The 20,741-nt window shown below is 32.4% G+C and carries 24 protein-coding genes and 1 pseudogene; 21 read left to right on the forward strand and 4 right to left on the reverse strand.

Annotated features, from left to right (window positions below; all coding sequences use genetic code 11):
• Positions 1 to 72: 72 nt before the first annotated feature.
• The 7 genes from purF (at position 73) to QZ143_RS03500 (ending at position 5,770) form a co-directional block, all read left to right on the forward strand.
• Positions 73 to 1,494 (forward strand): amidophosphoribosyltransferase, encoded by a 1,422-nt coding sequence (gene purF, locus QZ143_RS03470; protein ID WP_292609474.1) that lies wholly within the window; start codon positions 73 to 75, stop codon positions 1,492 to 1,494.
• Positions 1,495 to 1,499: 5 nt separating this feature from the next.
• The gene (locus tag QZ143_RS03475; RefSeq protein ID WP_292609476.1) at positions 1,500 to 2,747 is read left to right on the forward strand and encodes a U32 family peptidase; all 1,248 of its coding nucleotides are present in this window, start codon (positions 1,500 to 1,502) and stop codon (positions 2,745 to 2,747) included.
• Positions 2,740 to 3,534, forward strand: a complete 795-nt coding sequence (gene cfbC / locus QZ143_RS03480; RefSeq protein ID WP_292881231.1) for a Ni-sirohydrochlorin a,c-diamide reductive cyclase ATP-dependent reductase subunit — start codon at positions 2,740 to 2,742, stop codon at positions 3,532 to 3,534. The genes QZ143_RS03475 and cfbC overlap by 8 nt, the downstream gene beginning before the upstream one ends.
• 2 nt (positions 3,535 to 3,536) lie before the next feature.
• On the forward strand, positions 3,537 to 4,028 hold the full coding sequence (locus QZ143_RS03485) for a methylated-DNA--[protein]-cysteine S-methyltransferase (RefSeq protein WP_292881234.1): 492 nt from the start codon (positions 3,537 to 3,539) through the stop codon (positions 4,026 to 4,028).
• 5 nt (positions 4,029 to 4,033) lie between these two features.
• On the forward strand, positions 4,034 to 4,324 hold the full coding sequence (locus QZ143_RS03490) for a hypothetical protein (protein WP_292881237.1): 291 nt from the start codon (positions 4,034 to 4,036) through the stop codon (positions 4,322 to 4,324).
• 193 nt (positions 4,325 to 4,517) lie between these two features.
• Entirely contained in the window at positions 4,518 to 5,072 is a 555-nt protein-coding gene (locus QZ143_RS03495) for a YgjV family protein (RefSeq protein ID WP_292881239.1), read from the forward strand.
• A 50-nt stretch (positions 5,073 to 5,122) separates the two neighbouring features.
• Positions 5,123 to 5,770: an HAD family hydrolase gene (locus QZ143_RS03500; RefSeq protein ID WP_292881242.1), complete on the forward strand. Its 648-nt coding sequence runs from the start codon at positions 5,123 to 5,125 to the stop codon at positions 5,768 to 5,770.
• Here QZ143_RS03500 and QZ143_RS03505 read toward each other — a convergent pair.
• Positions 5,767 to 6,216 (reverse strand): hypothetical protein, encoded by a 450-nt coding sequence (locus tag QZ143_RS03505; RefSeq protein WP_292881244.1) that lies wholly within the window; start codon positions 6,214 to 6,216, stop codon positions 5,767 to 5,769. The genes QZ143_RS03500 and QZ143_RS03505 overlap by 4 nt on opposite strands.
• A gap of 554 nt (positions 6,217 to 6,770) precedes the next feature.
• Between QZ143_RS03505 and QZ143_RS03510 the strand changes: the two genes are divergently transcribed.
• From QZ143_RS03510 to QZ143_RS03555, 10 genes are all read left to right on the forward strand, one after another.
• On the forward strand, positions 6,771 to 7,121 hold the full coding sequence (locus QZ143_RS03510) for an arsenate reductase family protein (RefSeq protein WP_292881246.1): 351 nt from the start codon (positions 6,771 to 6,773) through the stop codon (positions 7,119 to 7,121).
• 587 nt (positions 7,122 to 7,708) lie between these two features.
• On the forward strand, positions 7,709 to 8,080 hold the full coding sequence (locus QZ143_RS03515) for a helix-turn-helix domain-containing protein (RefSeq protein WP_292609492.1): 372 nt from the start codon (positions 7,709 to 7,711) through the stop codon (positions 8,078 to 8,080).
• 155 nt (positions 8,081 to 8,235) lie between these two features.
• Entirely contained in the window at positions 8,236 to 9,513 is a 1,278-nt protein-coding gene (gene serS / locus QZ143_RS03520; RefSeq protein ID WP_292609494.1) for a serine--tRNA ligase, read from the forward strand.
• Between the two features lie 141 nt (positions 9,514 to 9,654).
• Entirely contained in the window at positions 9,655 to 10,287 is a 633-nt protein-coding gene (locus QZ143_RS03525; protein ID WP_292881249.1) for a flavodoxin family protein, read from the forward strand.
• 8 nt (positions 10,288 to 10,295) lie between these two features.
• The gene (locus QZ143_RS03530) at positions 10,296 to 10,931 is read left to right on the forward strand and encodes a flavodoxin family protein (RefSeq protein WP_292881252.1); all 636 of its coding nucleotides are present in this window, start codon (positions 10,296 to 10,298) and stop codon (positions 10,929 to 10,931) included.
• A gap of 4 nt (positions 10,932 to 10,935) precedes the next feature.
• Positions 10,936 to 11,556 carry a flavodoxin family protein gene (locus QZ143_RS03535; protein WP_292881255.1) on the forward strand — a complete coding sequence of 207 codons (621 nt, stop codon included), beginning with the start codon at positions 10,936 to 10,938 and terminating at the stop codon, positions 11,554 to 11,556.
• 71 nt (positions 11,557 to 11,627) lie between these two features.
• Complete coding sequence (locus tag QZ143_RS03540) at positions 11,628 to 11,888, forward strand: winged helix-turn-helix domain-containing protein (protein WP_292881259.1); 261 nt, start codon at positions 11,628 to 11,630, stop codon at positions 11,886 to 11,888.
• An 80-nt stretch (positions 11,889 to 11,968) separates the two neighbouring features.
• Positions 11,969 to 12,751, forward strand: a complete 783-nt coding sequence (locus QZ143_RS03545) for a hypothetical protein (RefSeq protein ID WP_292881262.1) — start codon at positions 11,969 to 11,971, stop codon at positions 12,749 to 12,751.
• A gap of 79 nt (positions 12,752 to 12,830) precedes the next feature.
• Positions 12,831 to 13,349 carry a nitroreductase family protein gene (locus QZ143_RS03550; protein WP_292881265.1) on the forward strand — a complete coding sequence of 173 codons (519 nt, stop codon included), beginning with the start codon at positions 12,831 to 12,833 and terminating at the stop codon, positions 13,347 to 13,349.
• The gene (locus tag QZ143_RS03555) at positions 13,336 to 14,499 is read left to right on the forward strand and encodes a MalY/PatB family protein (RefSeq protein ID WP_292881269.1); all 1,164 of its coding nucleotides are present in this window, start codon (positions 13,336 to 13,338) and stop codon (positions 14,497 to 14,499) included. Before QZ143_RS03550 ends, QZ143_RS03555 begins: the two co-directional genes overlap by 14 nt.
• 19 nt (positions 14,500 to 14,518) lie before the next feature.
• On the opposite strand, the gene nudC is transcribed toward QZ143_RS03555, so the two are convergent.
• Entirely contained in the window at positions 14,519 to 15,313 is a 795-nt protein-coding gene (gene nudC, locus QZ143_RS03560) for an NAD(+) diphosphatase (protein ID WP_292881272.1), read from the reverse strand.
• Positions 15,314 to 15,395: 82 nt separating this feature from the next.
• Between nudC and QZ143_RS03565 the strand changes: the two genes are divergently transcribed.
• The 3 genes from QZ143_RS03565 to QZ143_RS03575 all read left to right on the forward strand — a co-directional run bounded on the left by QZ143_RS03565 (position 15,396) and on the right by QZ143_RS03575 (position 17,660).
• Positions 15,396 to 15,896, forward strand: coding sequence for a ferritin (locus QZ143_RS03565; protein ID WP_292609859.1), 501 nt, complete (start codon positions 15,396 to 15,398; stop codon positions 15,894 to 15,896).
• A 36-nt stretch (positions 15,897 to 15,932) separates the two neighbouring features.
• Entirely contained in the window at positions 15,933 to 16,583 is a 651-nt protein-coding gene (locus QZ143_RS03570; RefSeq protein WP_292881275.1) for an adhesin, read from the forward strand.
• A gap of 90 nt (positions 16,584 to 16,673) precedes the next feature.
• A complete protein-coding gene (locus QZ143_RS03575; protein WP_292881278.1) occupies positions 16,674 to 17,660 on the forward strand; it encodes a beta-ribofuranosylaminobenzene 5'-phosphate synthase in 987 nt (328 codons plus the stop codon).
• Positions 17,661 to 17,752: 92 nt separating this feature from the next.
• On the opposite strand, the gene QZ143_RS03580 is transcribed toward QZ143_RS03575, so the two are convergent.
• Both QZ143_RS03580 and QZ143_RS03585 read right to left on the reverse strand, forming a co-directional pair.
• Positions 17,753 to 18,193 carry an acetolactate synthase gene (locus tag QZ143_RS03580; protein WP_292881281.1) on the reverse strand — a complete coding sequence of 147 codons (441 nt, stop codon included), beginning with the start codon at positions 18,191 to 18,193 and terminating at the stop codon, positions 17,753 to 17,755.
• On the reverse strand, positions 18,194 to 19,495 hold the full coding sequence (locus QZ143_RS03585) for a phenylacetate--CoA ligase (protein ID WP_292881285.1): 1,302 nt from the start codon (positions 19,493 to 19,495) through the stop codon (positions 18,194 to 18,196). It abuts the gene before it with no gap.
• 212 nt (positions 19,496 to 19,707) lie between these two features.
• On the opposite strand from QZ143_RS03585, the pseudogene QZ143_RS03590 reads away from it, so the two are divergent.
• A pseudogene (locus QZ143_RS03590) lies at positions 19,708 to 20,741 on the forward strand (hypothetical protein); the annotation flags it as partial.

Genomic DNA, 20,741 nt, shown 5'->3' on the forward strand with positions numbered 1-20,741 from the left:
TTTTAAAAAATAAATATTATTTTATACTAGTTAAAAGAAAATTATAATTATACTATTTATGGGAGTTTGCATATGCAAGGTGAGATTGAAGATAAATGTGGTATTGTTGGGATTTATTCCAAAGATGATTCTAAAGACGTTGCATCCTTTGTTTATTATTGTTTATATGCTTTACAACATAGGGGTCAGGAATCTGCAGGTATAGCTACTTTTAACCCTGAAAAAGGTTTGAATTATTACTGTGGAATGGGTTTAATTACAGATGTTTTTAAAGACTATGAAATCCAGAATTTGTCCGGAAACATGGCAATCGGTCATGTAAGATATTCAACTACAGGACAGTCAAAACTCGAAAATTCACAGCCTTTTGTAACTGATTTTGATGATGGATTTATAGCTATGGCTCATAATGGGGATATTGTCAATTCCGATGATTTAAGAGATGAGCTTATAGGTGAAGGCTATGAATTTAAATCCGATACTGATTCTGAAGTAATTTGTTATATGCTTAAAAAGGAGCATTATGACAACAATAAAGATATTTTGGATTCCATTGAATCCGTTTGTGATAAATTAGTAGGATCTTATGCATTAACAATATTGGTTAATGGTGATTTATATGGTGTACGTGATCCTATGGGAATAAAACCTCTTGCTGTTGCTAAAAAAGGTGATGACTTTATTCTTGCTTCCGAAACCGTTGCTTTTGATGTAATAAATGCTAAATATGTTAGGGACATCAAGCCTGGTGAAGTTGTTTACTTTGAAAATGATGAAATTGAATCTCACATGCTAGAAAGTGCCGGTAGATGTAAGCTTTCACATTGTATGTTTGAATACGTTTATTTTGCAAGACCTGATAGTACTATTGATGGCATTAATGTTTATCAGACCCGGATGAATATCGGTCGTCAGTTATATGAATTGTATCCTATTGATGCGGATGTTGTAATTCCAGTGCCTGATTCATCAATCCCTGCAGCTATCGGATATTCCAGAGCTTCCGGAATTCCTTATGGTGAAGGATTAATTAAAAATAGGTATGTTGGAAGAACTTTTATCATGCCGACTCAAGAAGAAAGGGAATTGGCTGTTAGACTAAAACTAAATCCTATTAAAGATGCAATTAAAGGTAAAAAGATTATTTTAATTGATGACAGTATTGTTAGGGGAACTACTTCCAAACAATTGCTCGACTTAGTAAAAGAAGCGGAACCTGCTGAAATTCATTTCCTTGTAGGTTGTCCTCCGGTTGTTGCTCCATGTTTCTATGGTGTCGCAATGGCTACTAAAAAAGAATTAATTGCCGCCAATTATAGTGTCGATGAAATTCAAGAGCAATTAAATATTGATTCTTTAGGTTATATTACTTTACCTGCTTTGGTAGAAGCTATTGGAATGCCTAAGGAGAATTTATGTTTGGGTTGTCTTAACGAAGAATATCCTACAGAACTTCCTGAAGGTCTTGAAGCTGAAACTTATTATAAACCTTAGATATCATGGTTGAATTATTAGCTCCGGCTGGAAATTTTATATCATTACGTGCCGTTTTGGAAAATGGGGCGGATGCAGTTTACTTTGGTCTTGACGATTATAATATGAGGGCCAATGCAAAAAACTTTTCAATAGATGATTTAAAAGATGTTTCTAAAATTGCCAGTGAATATGGGGCTAAAACTTATTTATGTACAAATGTTATTTTAAATGAACGTTTGGCTCACGAATTAAATGATAATTTGGAGGCTATTTCTTCATCTGAAATAGATGGACTTATTTTATCTGACATTGGACTAATTGAGGATACTGTATCTCACGGACTTGAAGCTCACATCAGTGTTCAGGAAAATGTTACCAATTCATTTACTTTAAAAACACTGAAAAAATTAGGTGCCAAAAGGGCAATTCTTTCACGGGAATTGTCTTTGGACGAAATTGCCGAAATCAGCAAAAAATCTCCAATAGAAACTGAAATTTTTATTCATGGAGCAATATGCATGGCGATTTCAGGAAGGTGTTTTTTAAGCTATGGATTATATGGTCGCAGTGCAAATTGTGGGGACTGTCTGCAGCCCTGCCGTAAAAATTGGACATTGACATATGAAGAGGGAGAAGATAATGTTATTAACTTCTCGGATGTTGAAGATGAACGATTTGTTGTTACTGGCAGTGATGATGGTAGTTATAGGACAAACTTTTTTTCACCAAAGGATATGTGCATGATTGAATACATTCCTGAGTTAATGAAAAGTGGTGTTGCATCATTTAAAATTGAAGGAAGGGCCAGAAGTCCAGATTATGGGGCGATGGTTACTGGAATCTATCGTGAAGCTATTGACAGTTATGAAAATGATCCTTTAAATTATGATGTAAATGAGGAATGGATGGATGAGCTGACAAGCGTATTTAATCGTGGATTCGATACCAACTTTTATTTTTCAACTCCTTTCAAGACAAGTGAAGACAATCAATCAAAATACATTAAAAAGGACATTGGTCAGGTTGTTAACTATTACAATAAGGTTAAGGCAGCTGAAATTAGGATTTGGGATGATTTGAAGATTGGAGATAAGATAATTATTCAGGGTCAGACCACAGGCTCTGTTACTCATACAATAGACTCTATGCAAATAGAAGGTAAATCTGTGGATAATGTCAAAAAGGGAGTTAATGTTGCAATTGCAATTCCAACAAAAGTGCGTGAAAATGATTTTGTTTATAAATTAGTTGAGAGGAATGTTGATGGTTAAGAAAATAGCTATTTATGGAAAGGGCGGAATAGGAAAAAGTACTACAGTAGCTAATTTATCGGCTGTATGGGCAAACGATGATTTGAATTGCCTTGTAATTGGTTGCGATCCAAAGGCTGATACTACACGCACATTATACGGTAAAAGAATCCCTACTGTAGTCAACACATTAAAGGATAATCGAAAACCTGAAAAAGAAGATTTGGTGTTTACCGGTTTTAAAAACATACAATGTGTTGAAAGTGGAGGTCCTGAACCTGGTGTTGGCTGTGCAGGACGTGGTGTAATTGTGGCTATGAAACGTCTGGAACAGCTGGGGATTTTTGATGAGGATTTGGATGTTGTTGTGTATGATGTTTTAGGTGATGTTGTTTGTGGTGGTTTTTCCGTGCCTTTACGTGAAAAATATGCTGATGAAGTATTGATTGTCACTTCTGGTGAATATATGGCATTATATGCGGCAAATAATATTGTGAAAGGTGTTAAAAAGCTCAAAGGTAATTTAAGTGGTATTGTTTGTAACTGTCGTAATGTTGATAATGAAGAGCAAATTGTCAACGACTTTGCCAAAAGAATTGGAACACATGTTATTGGTACTATTCATAGAAGTAATTTAATTCAAGATGCTGAATTAGATGCAAAAACCGTTGTAGAAAAATATCCTGAAAGTGATGAAACACAAGAATACAGAGACCTTGCTTCAAGTATTATGGGTAATGAAAAGACTTCAACTCCGGAACCAATGGAAGATACTGAATTCGAAGAATTCTTTAAATCATATTTGTAAAAATGTATTATTCAACTGATTATGAATCACCCCTTGGAGAAATGCTGATTGTAAGTGATGGTGAAGCTATTTGTGGGGTTTGGTTTTACGGTCAAAAACATTTCAAATCAACAGTCATTGGCAAAACAATTCATGATGATGACTTGTCTATTTTTAAAAAGGCAAAACAATGGTTTGAAGATTATTTTAATGGTAAAAATCCACAAATTAATTTCCAGTTGAAACCTGAAGGCAGCAAATTCAGGCAAAAGGTTTGGAAAATCCTATCTGAAATTCCATATGGTGAAACATTGACTTATGGTGAAATAGCATCCAAAATTTCACCTAACATGTCTGCTCAAGCTGTCGGCGGTGCAGTAGGCCACAACCCAATATCCATTTTGATTCCATGCCACCGAGTGCTTGGCAGTGATGGAAAATTAACCGGTTATGCTGCAGGTTTGGACAAAAAAATTGAATTGCTAAAAATAGAAAATATTACAGCATATCGGTGATTGTTATGGGAAAATTTCCATTGCGTTTGATTGCAGCTATTGCATTATTTTTGATGATTTTTGCTTTAAGGATGTTTACAAACTTAGATAATAATGTTATTGTTTCCATTTTGTTAATATCTATTTTTTTAATAATATTCACATATGTTTTCAAAATTGAAGGGCCTAGTTTATTGAAAACGTTTGTAATCCTATTTTCATTTATTGTCCTTCCAGTGTTCGTTTTATTTTATCTGGGATTTTGGAATTCATTTTCAAATCCTCTTGTTGCTATCATATTAATAGCTTGGCGATAGTTGCAATGATTAAATTAAGCATTGTTGAAATAGAATATGATTGGATTGATGAAAAGTGAAATGTTTGCAGTTTCATTTTTTCTAATTTCGAAGCATTGATTTTTACAACACTGACTGTTTTTCCATTTTTCTTTGCATCGTTGCGAAAAAATTAAGTTAAAATATATGTAACGATTTTGACAAAAACATTAGTATGGATCTGCCAATCAATATTGTCATAGGTAATGCAATCTCATTAATTGCAGGCATTTTCATCATATTGAGCATGTGGGTTAATGATGAAAAGAAAGCATACAAATACCAATTTCTGAATGCTTTTATTTTAATGATTTCATCAATATTTTTTTTCTCATGGACGGGAGTTGTAACTATGGCAATTGCCGCATCCAGAAATGCAATTGTTTATAATGATAAATTAACATTTAAATGGACAATGTTTTTCATTGTTATTTCAATCGTAATTGGACTTTTGGTAAATACGATGGGTTTTGTTGGAATATTGCCTATTTTGGCCATTGTTCAAATTACTCTGTGCAACTATTATCTAAAAAATATTAAGACAATCAAGATTGGCTTTATTGTAAATAGTGCAATTTATATAGTTTATTTTTTAGCTATCTGGGATTTCTCTTCAACTATTATAGAAACAATAACTGCTTTAATTGGATTAATATCCTTGTTTAAGTTAGTTTTCTATGATTCAAAAGAAAATGATGATGCCAAGTCCATTGGCGATGAGGGATATTAATTATTCAGATGCTGAAAGATATTTTACATAGAATTTACAAAGTCTTATTCATGAAAAGACTTGCTATTTTTGACTTTGATGGAACATTGTTTGATTCGGTTCATGATGTTATTATTTGCTTTAACAAGGCATTGTCAATGAATGGTTTTCCTACATTAACTCGTGAGGAATATATTGAGAGATTGGGTGGAAATATCGATGAAATTGTTTCATTAATTTTGAAAGATAAAAATTCAAAAGAAAACATTGAATTGATCAAAAAAGATTATCAAAAACTTTATGATGAGTCTAATAAGGATAATACATTGCCATTTCCAAATTCTTTAGAAGTTTTAAAAGAACTGCAGGAAAGAAATATTCTATTGGCCATCAATTCGAATAGAACAACAGATTCAATAAAATATTTTGTATCTAACTTCTTTAAAGAAATTGATTTTGTCTCAATTGAGGGTCACAACCCTGATTTTCCTTCAAAACCAAATCCCTATGGCGTAAATAATATAATTAAAAAGGCAGGTGTTAGTTTGGATGAGGTGGTTTATATTGGTGATTCTAAAACTGACATCAAAACAGCTAAAAATGCAAAAATAGATTGTATACTGGTAAGCTGGGGTTATGGCAGTAAAAAAGAATATGGTGATAAATATATTTTAGAAGTAATTGATGATATGTATCAATTACTTGATTTCTTTGATTAATATTCTCTTGGAATTGGTAAGATTGGATATGGTGTTATATTAAGTATAGTTCTATTATAAAAAGCCGCATTTTTCCAAGGATATTTCAAACCGACATCAACAAGGAAATTATCTATAATTGCAAAGAAGTGTCTTTCCCTAAATTTTAAAGTCCCAACATGAACATAATAAAAGGTATGGTCCTCCATAAGATTCATTGCATCGCACATGTGGAAAAACAAATCAGTTAAACTGCAGCAATTCCCGGTCAATCTCAATAGTGTTGTTTCAGGGGTTTGGTAAAAACCAGCTTTTTTTTCATGCTTTGTATTTTTACTAATCCATATTGCAATTTTTTTAATGGCATCGATTCCAGTTGATTCCCCGACAATTAATTCAGCAACTTCTTTTACAAATGGGGATATGTTTCCAGAGCGTGTAACATTTGAATAGTAACATTCTGCCATAATAAAATGATTATATTCTTTTGGAATTAAATTACAGTTAATTAATGTAATGTTGTATGGATGTTTAATGCTTTTTTCAGTAATTATTAAATTTTTAAAGTTAACATTTTTAATAGTTAAATCTAATTCATTATTCTCAGTATTTATGTCGAATGTTGAGTTAACATTATCAATAGTATGATTTGGAAAATTCTAAATTGTCTTCTGAATCGTTGTAGACATAATCTTTTGTTAGGTTTATATAGTCATTTGAACTTGAAATTTCCTGTTTCAATTCACTATAAGTTCCAACATAATCATTATCTGTAACATTTTCATTTGCAAAAACACATGAAGTGGATAGGCAAATAAATATTATTACTGAAATAGTGATTAATAATTTTTTAATAATATTACCTCCATTACATTATAAGTTAATTGGTTATCTATTATAAATGTATGTTTTTTTTTACAATTGGATTTCCTTATTTTCAGTGTTAATATTATATTATTTTTTTTAAATTATATAAGATATATATGATACCTTTTTTAAACTGTAAATCAAATCTATTATTATGTTATTCGTAAACTATCCGAAATGTTCAACATGTAGAAAAGCTAAAAACTGGTTAGATGAAAATGCCATTGAATACGAGTCAAGGCATATCGTTGATGATAATCCTCAAGCCGATGAAATCAAGGAATGGTGGGAAAAATCAGATTTGCCACTCAAAAGATTTTTCAACACTAGTGGCATGAAATATAGGGAATTAAAACTAAAAGATAAACTTCCAGACATGTCTGAAGAGGAACAATTTGATTTGTTGGCAACCGACGGCATGCTTGTAAAAAGACCAATACTTGTTGGGGATGATTTTGTTTTAGTTGGTTTTAAAGTCAAAGAATGGGAGGAAAAATTGCTATAAAAGAGATAGCGGAATTTTTTGATTTTACCCTTATTTTGGAGGAATTTGAACTTGGGATATGAGGTTCGGAAAATGGGGGAGACATAATGTCACCTCAAAAAATTCCTTATTGGGAAATCCAATGAAATCCAAATGGGGATTAACTATTCTTTGGCACTTGATTTAATCAAATCACAACTTGTTTATACTGGTGTTTTCAAATATTTGAATAAGATTTGATTGATCTTACTATTTCTGTATCGATACGACATCTGGTTTGGAATAGCTACTGCGTGGGCTTGCAGTAATTTTTGTTGTATCGAACAGCAACTTGTTTTTATATTTGTGTTTTAATTGAACTAGCATTCAGTACTTCTTGTGCTATTTTGATGAGGGAAAACATTTCATTTTCATTCCATTCGTTTATTCTATTATTTTTTGCCATCTCCAAAAGTTTAGAAGTTACATTCGTGCAACTTCTACTTCCAACTTAGACTTATAGTATATAAAAGCTTTTTGTAACCTTTTGGTCACTTCAATACCGTAAAGTTTATATATGATGAATAACAAGTCATAATAACCTATCTATTTTTTAGGAGGTAATGCTCATGGAAACCTTAAAGCATATTAAATCATGTCCTATAGAATTAGTTGTTAAATTAATAAATAAAAAATGGGTAATTCAGATCATACGTGATTTATTCTTTGGTAAATCCCGTTTTCATGAATTTAAAGAAGATAAACCAGATCTTTCAAATAAAGTTTTAAGCAACTGCTTAAAAGATATGGAGAAAAATGGTTTAATCCATCGTATTGTTGATAAATGCGATAGGAAAAACGTAAAGTACATTTTAACAGAAAAAGGAAAATCATTAAACAAGGTATTGTATGAAATAGCAATGATTGGTGTTGATGGTGAAACTTATTCTGATAAAATTAAAAATGATGTAAAAGAAACATTTAGAGAAACATTGCTCTAAAATAATTAATTGAATATGGTGGGCGGTGCCATATTTTTTACTACTTTTTTTTAAATTTCTTTAAAAAATACTGTTTAGTATATAATTCAAACATTAACTTTAAAAAATAGAAAAATCATAATTTATAGTGATTAAATATTTTAGGGGACAAAATATTGTTAGATATAAAATTATTCAGAGAAAATCCTGAAATCATTATAGACTCTGAAAAGAAAAGATTTAGAGACACAGATAATGTTGAAAAAGTAATTGAATATGATACATTGTGGAGAGAAGGTGAAAGGAAACTTAACTCTTTAAGGTCTGAGAAAAATAAATTGTCCAAATCATTCAAGAAAGCAAAGGAAGAAGGCAATTTAGAAGAGGTAATCAAAAGGTCTAAAGAGGTAGCAGCAGAAATTAAAGAATTGACTGCTAAAAATGCGGAATACCTAAAACTCAGAGATGATTATAGATATAAAGTGGGAAACATAATTGATGAAGATGTGCCTGTGTCCGATACTGAAGACGATAATGTGGTGGTTAGGACATTTGGTGAAATCCCGCAACATGATTTTGAACTGTTAAATCATGTGGACTTGATTAATAAAATTGATGGTGCAGACCTTGAGACTGCAGCAAGCATTGCAGGGGCTCGTTTTTACTACTTGAAGAGAGATATCTTACATTTAAACTTGGCATTGATTCAATTTGCTTTATCAGAACTTGAAAGTGAAGGTTATATTCCAATGCAAACACCATTCTTTGTTAAAGGTGAAGTTGCAGCAGAAACTTCTGAATTGGGCGAATTCGAAGAGACATTATATAAAGTGGAAAATGAGGACATGTATCTTATTGCAACTGCAGAACAGACATTGGCTGCTCTTCACAGGGATGAAATTATTTCTCCAGAAGATTTACCATTAAGATATTGTGCACTTTCAACCTGTTTTAGAAAAGAGGCAGGTTCACACGGTAAGGATACCTTAGGAATATTCAGAGTCCATCAATTTGAAAAGATTGAACAGTTCATATATTCAACACCTGAAGACTCAAGAAATCAGCATGATCACTTGATGGAAGTAACAGAAAGAATTTATCAGAAATTAGGTCTTCCATATCAGATTATAGCTATTGTATCATCAGCATTAAATGACAATGCGGCAATCAAATATGATTTGGAAGCTTGGTTCCCAGGTTCCGGTGCATTCAGGGAATTGGTTTCATGTACAAACTGTAAAGATTATCAGGCACGTAAAACCAAAACCCGTTTCGGAAGAGCAGGTTCAGGTGATGCTCAAACATTGCACACATTAAACAGTACTGCTATTGCAACAGAAAGAACAATGTGCTGTATTTTGGAAAACTATCAACAGGCTGACGGTAGCGTTAAAGTTCCTGAAGTGTTAGTCCCTTACATGAATGGAAAAACTGTTATCGAAGCAAAAAGATAACCAATTTTTGAAGAAGGTGTTATTCACACCTTTATTAACTACTTTTAATTTTTTTTTTTCTTGAATAATCTTATATTTCTTTAAATACTTTTTTTAAACATTAACTATATATTAATTATTAACTAGTTATGGAGGGGTTTAATGAAAACTATAGTTATTAATGCAAGTCCAAGAAGAAAATGGAATACTGCTCAGGTAATGATGGAAGCTGCAAAAGGAGCTGAATCTGCTGGTGCTGAAGTTGAATACATTGATTTATATAAATTGGAGTTACATGGATGTATGAGTTGCCTTGTTTGTAAAAGAGAAGGTAAGGACCGTTGTAAATGTTACTGGAAGGATGAAGTATCTCCATTAATTGAAAAAATTTTAGATGCCGATACATTACTCATTGGGTCTCCGATATATTTCAATGAGCCAACAAGTCATTATCGTGCTTTGATGGAAAGATTAATCTTTTGTATATTGTCATATGATGGTTTCGGTTCTTATTATGAAGGTAAGGTTAATGTAGGTTTATTTTTCACAATGAATGCTCCTGAAGATTATTATGAAACTATGATGGAGCAATATCTCGAAAGTTCATCAGAAGTATTTAAAATGTTAAACGGGGAAGTTAAAATTTACCCGGTATTTAACACATTGCAGGTTAAAGATTATTCCAAATATGCAATGTCTGCATTTGATGAGGAAGATAAAAAATTAAATCATGAAAAACAATTCCCAGTTGATTTGAAATCTGCTTTTAAAATTGGCGCTGAATTAAGTAAATAGGTGGTTTTTTGAAAACTGTTATAATTAATGCAAGTCCAAGAAAAAAGTGGAATACTGCTGAAGTTTTGGATGCAGCACGTAAAGGTGCTGAATCTGTTGGTTCTGAAGTTGAATATGTGAATTTATATGATTTGGTGTTTAAGGGTTGCAGAAGCTGCCTTATATGTAAAAGAAAAGATAAAACTAAAGGCAAATGCTATTGGAAAGATGACTTAACACCTTTGATCGAAAAGATATTTGATTCAGATGCATTGATTATTGGTTCTCCAATCTATTTCGGCCAGCCTACCAGTGAATTCAGGGCGTTGGTTGAAAGATTGATATTTTGTATAATGTCATATGATGACGGTTCAAGCTATTATGCTGGAAAGGTAAATGTGGGGATTTTTTACACGATGAACGCTCCGTTGGAGTTTTATGAACAGTCTATGAAGGATAGTCTGTCAAGCACTGAATTTTTATTTTCATTTTTAAATGGTGAAGTCATATCATATCCTGTATGTGATACTCTTCAGGTTCACAAATATTCGGAATACAATATGGCAGGTTTTTCACAGGAAGCAAAAGAAAAACAGCTTATTTTACAGTTTCCAAATGATTTGGAAAAGGCTTTTGAAATAGCTGCTAATTTGAGTAAGGGGTGATTGCATGAAAGCAATTGTTATTAACGCAGGGCCTAAAAGAAGAGACTCTAATGCACAGCTTGCTAAATCCGCAATGAAAGGTGCTGAATCTGCTGGTGCTGATGTTGAATATGTTGATTTATATAAACTTGATTTGAGCGGGTGCAGAAATTGTTCAATTTGTAAGAATGAGGATAAGGTCGGCAAATGCTATTGGAAAGATGAGGTTTCTCCATTGATTGAAAGAATTTTGGATTCTGATTGTCTTATCATTGCAACTCCAATATTTTTCACAGAGCCAACCAGTCATTATAGGGCTTTAATCGAGAGATTGATTTATTGCATTGTTTCATTTAAAACAGGCAATACATTTAAGGGCAAAATCAATGTTGGCCTAATATATTCTATGGAATATTCGGTGAAATATTTTGAAGAGTCTGTACGTCCTCATCTTAAGCAATCGGAAGGTTTGCTTGAAATGTTCAACGGAAAAGTAATGTTTTCCTCTTCTAGAATTATTACTAATTGGGAATATAAACAATCATTAGAAAATGAAGAATTGAAAAATAAACTGAAATTAAAAGAAAATCAATTTTTATTGGATTTGGAAAAAGCTTTTAACATGGGTGTTGAATTGTGTAGTTAATCTTGTTTTAGATGTGTGGCTAAATGTTTATATTAGTTCTGAGTTATTTTATTATGGAATGGTGTTGAGGTATGGATGATGAAATGCTAAAATTAATGGCTCGGATTAATATTTCTTCCTATAGATTAAAAACTGTAAAGTCATTAAAAGATGGGGATAAGATTCCTTCACAAATTGCTAAAGATGCAAATATTCGTATTAACCATATTTCTGGTATTCTTAAGGAATTAAAAGAGTTGGGTGTTGTTGTTTGTCTTAATGAAGAAGACAAGAGAAATAGAGTTTATCGATTGACTCCAACCGGTCGACAAATAGCTGATTATTTGGATTAATACTAAGTATACTTTTTTTTAAAATGCATACATTTAAATAGTATGTCATCACAATATTTAATTGTATACAAAAATAGATTATGTATACGTGTTTGTGGTATTCAAAAAAATTTGTCTTTGGAAATGAAAGATTCGGTGGATCATACACTCCGGGTGAATTCGAATTCAATTTCCCTGAAGATATGTCCCGTGAAGAATTTGAAAAAATATTCACTTCAAGAATGAAAGCTTTTCAAAAAAGAGGAAATGAATTTGCTGAAGAATTCTTTGAAAACTCATCAAAATCAAGAAAAGAAAAATTAAAAACTTTAAGTATTCGTGTAAAACCTCATACTAAAGAATTTTTTAAAAATAATTCAATATTGTCTCCAAGAGATGTTTTGGAAATGTATGAAAACTTCAACAATAGCAGTGAAGCATTCATAAATTCTCTTTTGGAAGAGGAAAAAGAACTGGAAAAGGAATTACTGGAAGTTCAGGAAAAATTGCACAATGCTAAACTTTTCAAAGATAAATTAAGTGAAATTGAACCTGAAAATGATGTTTTGAATGATGAGGATAAACTTATTAAATTACAGGAAATGTATGAAAATAGTGAAATCAAATCATTCGGAAATGAGGCATCAGTTGGAAAAATCCAATCAGAAATTATAAAAAGTATTCAGATTTACAATACTCTTGATGTAAGTGTCTATGGTAAAGATTATTTGGTTTTAACTGTATATACAAATGCTCAACCAGTTGTGTACTATTTTAAAAATGAATGTTCGGATGGGGATATTTCCGAGATAATAGAACATGTTAAAGAGTATTGTGGGGAAAATGATATTGGATTCAGGTCATTTGAAAATTCAAATTTCTAATCTTTCCACTTTTTTTTTAATTCTTTTTTTTACCGTAATTTTTTAATATTTAAATGAATTAAATTAATGTAGTGATTATATGGTAGAATTTGAAGAAATCATTAATACAAGAAGAAGCATTCGCGAATATCAGGACAAGGAAGTAAGTGATGAAGATATTTTAAAAATCATCAAGGCTGGAATGCAGGCACCAGGATCAAGATTGGGTGCCGAACCATGGGAATTTGTCATTGTTAAAGACAAAGAGACTTTGGCAAGGTTAGGTGAAATCAAACCTCGCGTAACAAATGCGCCAGTAGCTATTGTTCTTGTTGCAAATATTGAAAGGGCGTTTTATAAAACCGTATGGCAACAGGATATGGGTGCTGCTGCTGAAAATATGTTGCTTGAAGCAGTTAACTTGGGTTTAGGTGGTCTTTGGAATGGAGTTGCACCTGAAGAAGAAAGGATGGCAAAAATTGGTGAAATTATTGGAATTGATGACATTAGCGAAACCAAACCTTATTGTATAATAACATTGGGATATCCTGCTGAAGGATGGGAAAACAAATTCATGGATAAATTCGATGAAGAGAGAATTCATTATGAAAAATACTGAAAATGATTTTAAAAGCATCATTGACAGACATGGCACAAATTCCCTAAAATGGGATTATTTTGATGATGATTTGCCTATGTGGGTAGCTGACATGGACTTTAAAGTAGCCCCAGCTATCCAAAATGCAATCCAAAAAAGGGCAAGCCATCCGATATATGGCTACACTATAGTTCCGGATGAATTGTTTGAGGCATATATTAATTGGTGGGATAAAAGATATGATTTAAAAATGTCAAAAAATGACATGCTTTACTCAATAGGAGTAATGCCTTCCATATCTTCAATGATTAGGTGCTTAACTGATGTTGGTGATGAAATTTTAATTCAGACCCCGGTTTACCATGTATTTTTCTATGTCATTGAAGATAATAATCGCAGGGTTCTTGAAAATCAGTTGATATATGAAAATGGTGAATACATAATCGATTTTGATGATTTGGATGAAAAATTATCCAAAGTTAAATTAATGATTTTGTGCAATCCTCATAATCCTATTGGTAAGATATGGTCATCTGAGGAATTGGATAAGATTGAAAAATTGTGCAAAAAGCATGATGTTGTTTTAATTTCTGATGAAATTCATTGTGATTTGACAGATCCTCATGTTAAATACAATCCGTTTAAATCATCTGATAATGTTATAAGATGTTTATCACCTTCAAAATCATTTAATATTGCGGGTTTTCAAAGTTCCATTGTTCAAACAACAAATTCTGAACTTCTGGAAAAAATAAAAACCCAAATGCATATTGACAATTCTGATTCATGCAATGTATTTGCAGCAACTGCAGTAATTTCAGCATATGGCAATTCTGAGGGTTGGCTTGAAGAGCTAAGGGAGGAATTATATAAGAATAAACAGATTGTCAAGGATTATTTGGCAGAGGAACTGCCGATTGTCAAATTGGTTGACTGTGATGCGACATACCTGTTGTGGCTGGATTGTTCTGCATTGAATGTTCCTTCTAAGGTATTGTCTGGATTTTTAAGAACAAACCAGGGGCTATTTTTATCTGCAGGAATAGACTTTGGTGTGAATGGTGACAATTTCTTGAGGATGAATATAGCATGCCCTCAGGAATTATTGGAAGATGGTTTGAGAAGGCTGAAGATGGGCATTATTGCATTGAATACAATTAAAGGATGGTAAGGGGATTCAAGTATTTAACTTAATATTTTTTGTCTATGAAATCTTGAATCAACCAGTCTGAAATGCTGATGTCTGAGTTGTATCTGATTATTTCATCTTTTTTAAACCAGTTGGCCTTAAGTATTTCATCGCCGTCTACCTTGATGTCTCCGGATTCGTATTCTGCGGTAAATGCTAGCATCAATGAATTTGGAAATGGCCATGATTGGCTGCGCTGATACTTCAGGTTTTTGATTTTGATGCCTACTTCCTCTAGAACTTCTCTGTGAACTGCTTCTTCAATGCTTTCGCCGGGTTCTACAAAGCCTGCTATCAAGGCATATCGGATATTGTCATGGTAGCTGTGTTTGGCCATCAGCAATTCATCATCCTTTCTGATGGCTACAATAATTGCAGGAGCGATGCGAGGATAGTGCACTTGACCACAACTTGGGCATTTTAACATCATGTCCTTTTCATCTAATTGTGTTTTGGTTCCGCATCTTCCACAAAACCTGTGTGATATATACCAATCTCTGACCAGTACAGCTTTTCCCGCAATATGATATAGGTCTGGATTGAATTCATAGACTTCCCTTAAATCATAACCATTTTTAAAATCTGCATTAACTACAAAACAATTTTTGGAGTTATATTTTCCAATAAACAAACAGAATTCAATGTCAAATTCATCAAGCGTTTTTGGCAATTCTTTTTTTGGAGTTAAAAATAATTCTCTGTTATCATTAAAAACAAACAGGTAATCTTCGAAGTCCGGTTTAAGATTATCGCTAAAAGCGATTTGATAATTTTCATAAAGGGATTTTTCAATCATATAATTAAATTTAGTTTTAAGTTATATAATTTTAGTAGGTTTTATATTAATTAAAAACTAATAATTATATTGGTGATATTAAATGGTATCTGAAAAAATGGAAAAAGCTTTAAATGGACAATTAAATGCTGAAGTTTACTCAGGATATTTGTATTTATCCATGGCAGCTTACTTTGAAGATGAAGATTTAGCAGGATTTGCTAACTGGATGAGAGTACAAGCAGAAGAAGAATTAGAACATGGAATGAAATTTTATGATTACATCATAAGAAGAGGAGCTTCTGTAACTTTAACTGCAATCGATGGACCTCAAACAGAATGGGATTCTCCATTGGCTGCATTTGAACATGTACTTGAACATGAAAAAATGGTAACCGGTCTTATTAATGACTTAGTTAACTTAGCAATTGAAGAAAAAGACCATGCTACCAACAACTTCTTGCAATGGTTTGTCGAAGAGCAAGTTGAAGAAGAAGAAAATGCAATGGAATTACTCGCTAAAGCTAAATTAGCTGATGGCGATAACAGATTAATCTATGAATTAAACAAAGAATTAGGTGAAAGATCACCTTCTGAAGACTAGTTTATCTAGTCCTTTCTTATTTTTTTTGGTGTTATGATGAGGTATCCTGACGGTCCAACTGACAGCGCTAAAGTTGACTCTACAAAATATGATTCTAAACTAATTGGCGAAAATGATTTGGGAAGTGCATATGTTCATGGTCCTTTTGGTGATGTAAATTCCAATGTAAAAATTGCTTATCTGATTGGAATGCATCCTCTTGAAAGTAAATCTCATAGGGCATTGTTTGACAAGCTAACAGCTAAAGATGACTTGAAATATTGTTATTATATCTACAATATCAATGTCAATGAATTGGATAGTGAAACTGAAGGGCGTAAGGAAGGCCAATTGATTGCTCAGGAATTTATAATGCCTAAAATAATTGATGAAAAATATGATCTTTTCATTGATGTTCACTCGAATAGGGGATGTCACGGCCCTGGCGATTATCAGATAACTAATTTTATTTTTGCACCGGGATTTGATGAAAAGTCATCCGAATATATGAATATACTTATTGGGGAAATTGATGGGGTTGAATATTATGCTCCAGAGCATAGGACAAGCCCTCCTTTTATAACAGAACCAACTTCCAAAGCGGGAATACCAACTATTGTATATGAATGCTATTCTTATGAACCGATGGAAGTTACCTATGATTTAGCTTTAAAATTAATCAGTTCCATAGACAATTTGATTTTTTAGATTAAATATTGCTAAATAAATGAAAAACTTTATAAAACTTCGATAACAAATATTTAAAAGGAATTAATATTTTTATGGAAGTGAATAGGAATGATTATTAAAGCACCTTCAAGAATACATATGTCTCTCATTGATTTGAATGGGTCATATAGGAGAATCGATGGTGGAATTGGTTTGGCATTGGCTGAGCCTCAATTTATATTAGAAATTCAAAAAAGAGATGATAATTTAGTCACTCTTGAATTTTCAGACAATATTGATGATGATGAAGCGATTTTGGAATGCAGTGAGAAAATTCCAACAGCTGCTGAAAAAACAAGACAACATTTCAATATTGAAGACGGTTTTAATTTTATTGTTCATCAAACATATCCTCCACATTCTGGATTTGGAAGTGGAACTCAAATTGCTGTTTCTACTGCTCATTTAATAACAGAAACAATGGGTATTGAAGTGGAAAGTAGAGAATTAAGCAGTATTGTTGGAAGAGGAGGAACCTCTGGAATCGGAACATATACTCATGATTTGGGTGGATTTATTTTAGATGGAGGTCATAGCGTTGAAGAAAAACCTGGATTTTTACCTTCAGGTGCTTCAAAGGCAAAACCTGCAACATTAATTGCAAGGTATGACTTTCCGGAAGAATGGAAAATTCTAATAGCCATTCCTAAAATAGAAAAACATATGAACGGTCAGGATGAGGTAAATGTTTTCCAGGACTGCTGTCCTATTCCAAGAGATGAAGTGGAAAAAGTATCTCATTTAATTTTAATGAATTTAGTGCCATTTATGCTTGAAAAAGATATTAAAAACTTTGGATGGGCTGTAAGCGAACTTCAAAAAGTTGGTTTTAATAAGCTTGAACATTCACTTGATGATTCATATTTACCAACAATGAAAGCCATTGAAGAAGCCGGCGCATATGGTGTAGGTATCTCTTCATTTGGACCGGTTTTATATACTGTTTTCGATGAATCAAATGAAGACATAGTTGAAAAAACCAAAGAAATCATTGGCGAAAACGGTACTGTTTTTGTAACTAAAGCTCAAAATCATGGATTTGTTATTGAAAAATAACACCATCCTTTTCTTATTTTATCTTTTTTCGAATTTAACTCATTTTTTTTTAAAAATAGAATGTGTGGTGTGGTTGGAATTAAAGAAGTTTTTTATAAATTATAAACTTCTTCGGATGGTACAACAACAATATCATTGTCATTTAAGATTGAAATTAAATTGTCAATATCTTCTGCATGGAGCAATAAAATAGCTTTCTCACCATCTTCATGAGAAAATGCATAAAGATATTCCAAATCAATGTCATTGTCTTTAATAACTTTTAAAACATCTGTAAGTCCTCCAGGCGTATCATTCATTTCAACACCAATGATATCTGTAATTTTAACTAGAAAGTTTTTTTCTTCCAGAGCTTCTTTTCCTTTAAGAGGATCATCAACAACAAGCCTTAGGATACCAAATTCTGAAGTGTCAGCCATGCACATTGCTCTAATATTAACATCAGCATCTGAAAGTACTTCTAGGGGTTTTGATAAACTGCCCATTCTGTTTTGTAAAAAAATTGATAATTGTTGGATTTTCATAAATTTCACCTAATGTAAGTTTCTCTTATCAATAACTCTTTTTGCTTTTCCTTCAAATCTAGGTAATGTTTTAGGTTCTACCAATGTTACTTTTACCCTGATTCCTGTTTCATTTTCAATTGATTTGCCGATTTTATCTTGAACAGCCATCATTTCTTTCACGCCGTCAAAGAATATGTCCTGTGATGCTTCCACTTTGACTTCGATTTCGTCTAAAGTTCCAGGTCTTGTAACTATAATTAAATAATGAGGCTCTACATCACCAGCTTTAAGCAATGCTTTTTCAATTTGTGATGGGAAAATAGCTACTCCCTTAACTTTAATCATATCGTCAGATCTACCTGTAATTCTACTCATCCTTGCATGTGTTCTTCCACATCCACATTTTTCATAAGTGATTTTGGTTAAATCTTTAGTTCTAAATCTAATAACAGGCATTCCTTCTCTTTCAAGGTTTGTCAATACAAGTTCTCCTGGTGTATTTTCACCTAATGTTTTACCTGTATTCGGGTCTATAATTTCAGGATAGTAAATGTCTTCTGGAATGTGCAAACCTTCCTGCATTTCACATTCAACACCAACTCCCGGACCCATCAATTCGGTTAATCCATAAATATTATAGGCTTTTGTGCCAAAGATGTCCTGAACTTTTTGTCTGATTTCCTCTGTCCACATTTCAGCTCCAAAACCGATGGCTTTGATTCCCAATTCTTTTGGATCAATTCCGTCTTCAATTGCAACTTCTCCCAAGTGAATTCCGTAAGATGGTGTAAAAATCAGGCCGGTTGTTCCGAAATCTTCCATTATTTCTATTTGTCTGCGAGTTTGACCTGTTGAAATAGGAATTATTGCAGCTCCTATTTTATGGCATCCGTAGTGAACTCCAAAACCACCGGTAAACATTCCGTATCCGTGTGTATTTTGAAGAATGTCTCCTTCGTCAAGACCCATCATTGTCAATCCACGTGCAATGGTTTCTGCCCAGGTATCCAAATCCTTTTCGGTATATCCGGATACGACAGGCTTTCCGGTAGTGCCTGATGATGAATGCAATTCCTTAATTTCTTCAATATCTACTGCAAACAATCCGAATGGGTAGCTTTCTCTTAAATCATCTTTTGTGATAAAAGGTAACTTTTCAATATCTTTTAAAGTTTCTATGTCTTCGGGATATACTCCAATTTCACTATATTTCTTATTATAATAGGGTATTTTATCAAATGCTCTTTTGACAGTAGATTGAAGCTTTTTTAATTGTAATTCTTCTAAATCTTCTCTTGGCATTGTTTCAATCTTTTCATTCCAAAACATATTTTGCCTCATAATTTTTAATATGTTATTATATTATCTTTTTTAACTTTAAATATTTTCTAATGGCTTAACAGTAAGTTTTTTTTAAAATAAAAATCAAAAATATAATTTAGTAATGCCGGTATTTTATTAGATTAATAATTTATGGGTGTTACTAATTTGATGTATGTATAATTGCGCAATTTAGTTATACAGAAAGTTAGGAGTAATTCATGATAAAACACGGTGTTGTTATGGTTACTTTGTTGATTTTGACACTAACTTTAGTGGGAGTTGTCTCGGCAAGTGATATAACTGCATCGGATGTTGATTTACAGTCATTTAATCAAGAAAATGCTCAAGTAGAAATTGATGAAAATAATGAAATATCCTCTTCACAGGAAAGTTCTGATTCACTTTCGGGTGAATATGGAAATTCTGTTGAAATTTCGGCCGATGAGAGTTCACTTTCGGATGTTTGTGAACGTGTTGAAGTTTCAGATGATGGGGATTTCATTTCATATTCTGGTGATGATGAAATCTATGATTCATATGATGATTTGATTTCATGTGCTGGTGAGGATGAAAGCTCTGATTCACAATTTGTGGATATTGCATTATTAAATCAAAATCTCTTGGGTTATTCATTAAATATATTAAATGAATTTGATTCATTTAAATTTAATAAAGATGCGGCTTATGAACTTGGTTATGACGTAACAACCTCTGCATGTAATTTACTTGATTTCAAATCTGCAGATGAAATCTTGGTTATTGCAACTGCTGATTCAAACGAAATCGATAACGTAGCTATGAAAAATACTATAAATGGGATACTTGATGCTTCTAATGGATATATAACTTATGAAAAAGGTAATCTTATAACATTGTCTTCATTAAAATCAGATTTAATTGATATTGCATTCTTTTCAAGGAAATGTGAATCTCTCACTATGGTGTTCTATGAAAATGGAGCTATTACTTCAATATTTTCTGATGATGTAAGTTCGGAAATTTCCGCTGGTCTTTGGGATTATATTAAGAATCTCTTGGCTTGTGGTGTTTCAAAAGGTGTTTCATGTGATGAACTGAAACATTTTTTATCTGAACAGGAATTTGAGCAAAATTTGATTCAAACATTATTCGGATGTAATATACTTGAAGAACCTGTTATGAATACGAAAGAGTATTTGTTGAGCGTTCCGATGGACTCTGATGAAGATACAGTTATTTGGTCTTTAAATAGTTCAGATGACAATGTGTGCAT

This window comes from Methanobrevibacter sp. UBA188, from assembly GCF_905234905.1.
Taxonomy (GTDB): Archaea; Methanobacteriota; Methanobacteria; order Methanobacteriales; family Methanobacteriaceae; genus Methanocatella.

Excerpts from the sequence above, each read along its gene's own strand:
- QZ143_RS03565 (WP_292609859.1), top strand. The coding sequence starts at position 15,396 with ATGGTATCTGAAAAAATGGAAAAAGCTTTAAATGGACAATTAAATGCT.
- QZ143_RS03490 (WP_292881237.1), top strand. The coding sequence starts at position 4,034 with ATGGGAAAATTTCCATTGCGTTTGATTGCAGCTATTGCATTATTTTTG.
- cfbC (WP_292881231.1), top strand. The coding sequence starts at position 2,740 with ATGGTTAAGAAAATAGCTATTTATGGAAAGGGCGGAATAGGAAAAAGT.
- QZ143_RS03505 (WP_292881244.1), bottom strand. The coding sequence starts at position 6,216 with ATGGCAGAATGTTACTATTCAAATGTTACACGCTCTGGAAACATATCC.
- QZ143_RS03525 (WP_292881249.1), top strand. The coding sequence starts at position 9,655 with ATGAAAACTATAGTTATTAATGCAAGTCCAAGAAGAAAATGGAATACT.
- QZ143_RS03585 (WP_292881285.1), bottom strand. The coding sequence starts at position 19,495 with ATGTTTTGGAATGAAAAGATTGAAACAATGCCAAGAGAAGATTTAGAA.
- nudC (WP_292881272.1), bottom strand. The coding sequence starts at position 15,313 with ATGATTGAAAAATCCCTTTATGAAAATTATCAAATCGCTTTTAGCGAT.
- QZ143_RS03545 (WP_292881262.1), top strand. The coding sequence starts at position 11,969 with ATGTATACGTGTTTGTGGTATTCAAAAAAATTTGTCTTTGGAAATGAA.
- QZ143_RS03495 (WP_292881239.1), top strand. The coding sequence starts at position 4,518 with ATGGATCTGCCAATCAATATTGTCATAGGTAATGCAATCTCATTAATT.
- QZ143_RS03515 (WP_292609492.1), top strand. The coding sequence starts at position 7,709 with ATGGAAACCTTAAAGCATATTAAATCATGTCCTATAGAATTAGTTGTT.
- QZ143_RS03535 (WP_292881255.1), top strand. The coding sequence starts at position 10,936 with ATGAAAGCAATTGTTATTAACGCAGGGCCTAAAAGAAGAGACTCTAAT.
- QZ143_RS03575 (WP_292881278.1), top strand. The coding sequence starts at position 16,674 with ATGATTATTAAAGCACCTTCAAGAATACATATGTCTCTCATTGATTTG.
- QZ143_RS03540 (WP_292881259.1), top strand. The coding sequence starts at position 11,628 with ATGGATGATGAAATGCTAAAATTAATGGCTCGGATTAATATTTCTTCC.
- QZ143_RS03485 (WP_292881234.1), top strand. The coding sequence starts at position 3,537 with ATGTATTATTCAACTGATTATGAATCACCCCTTGGAGAAATGCTGATT.
- QZ143_RS03475 (WP_292609476.1), top strand. The coding sequence starts at position 1,500 with ATGGTTGAATTATTAGCTCCGGCTGGAAATTTTATATCATTACGTGCC.
- QZ143_RS03510 (WP_292881246.1), top strand. The coding sequence starts at position 6,771 with ATGTTATTCGTAAACTATCCGAAATGTTCAACATGTAGAAAAGCTAAA.
- QZ143_RS03550 (WP_292881265.1), top strand. The coding sequence starts at position 12,831 with ATGGTAGAATTTGAAGAAATCATTAATACAAGAAGAAGCATTCGCGAA.
- purF (WP_292609474.1), top strand. The coding sequence starts at position 73 with ATGCAAGGTGAGATTGAAGATAAATGTGGTATTGTTGGGATTTATTCC.
- QZ143_RS03555 (WP_292881269.1), top strand. The coding sequence starts at position 13,336 with ATGAAAAATACTGAAAATGATTTTAAAAGCATCATTGACAGACATGGC.
- QZ143_RS03570 (WP_292881275.1), top strand. The coding sequence starts at position 15,933 with ATGAGGTATCCTGACGGTCCAACTGACAGCGCTAAAGTTGACTCTACA.
- QZ143_RS03500 (WP_292881242.1), top strand. The coding sequence starts at position 5,123 with ATGAAAAGACTTGCTATTTTTGACTTTGATGGAACATTGTTTGATTCG.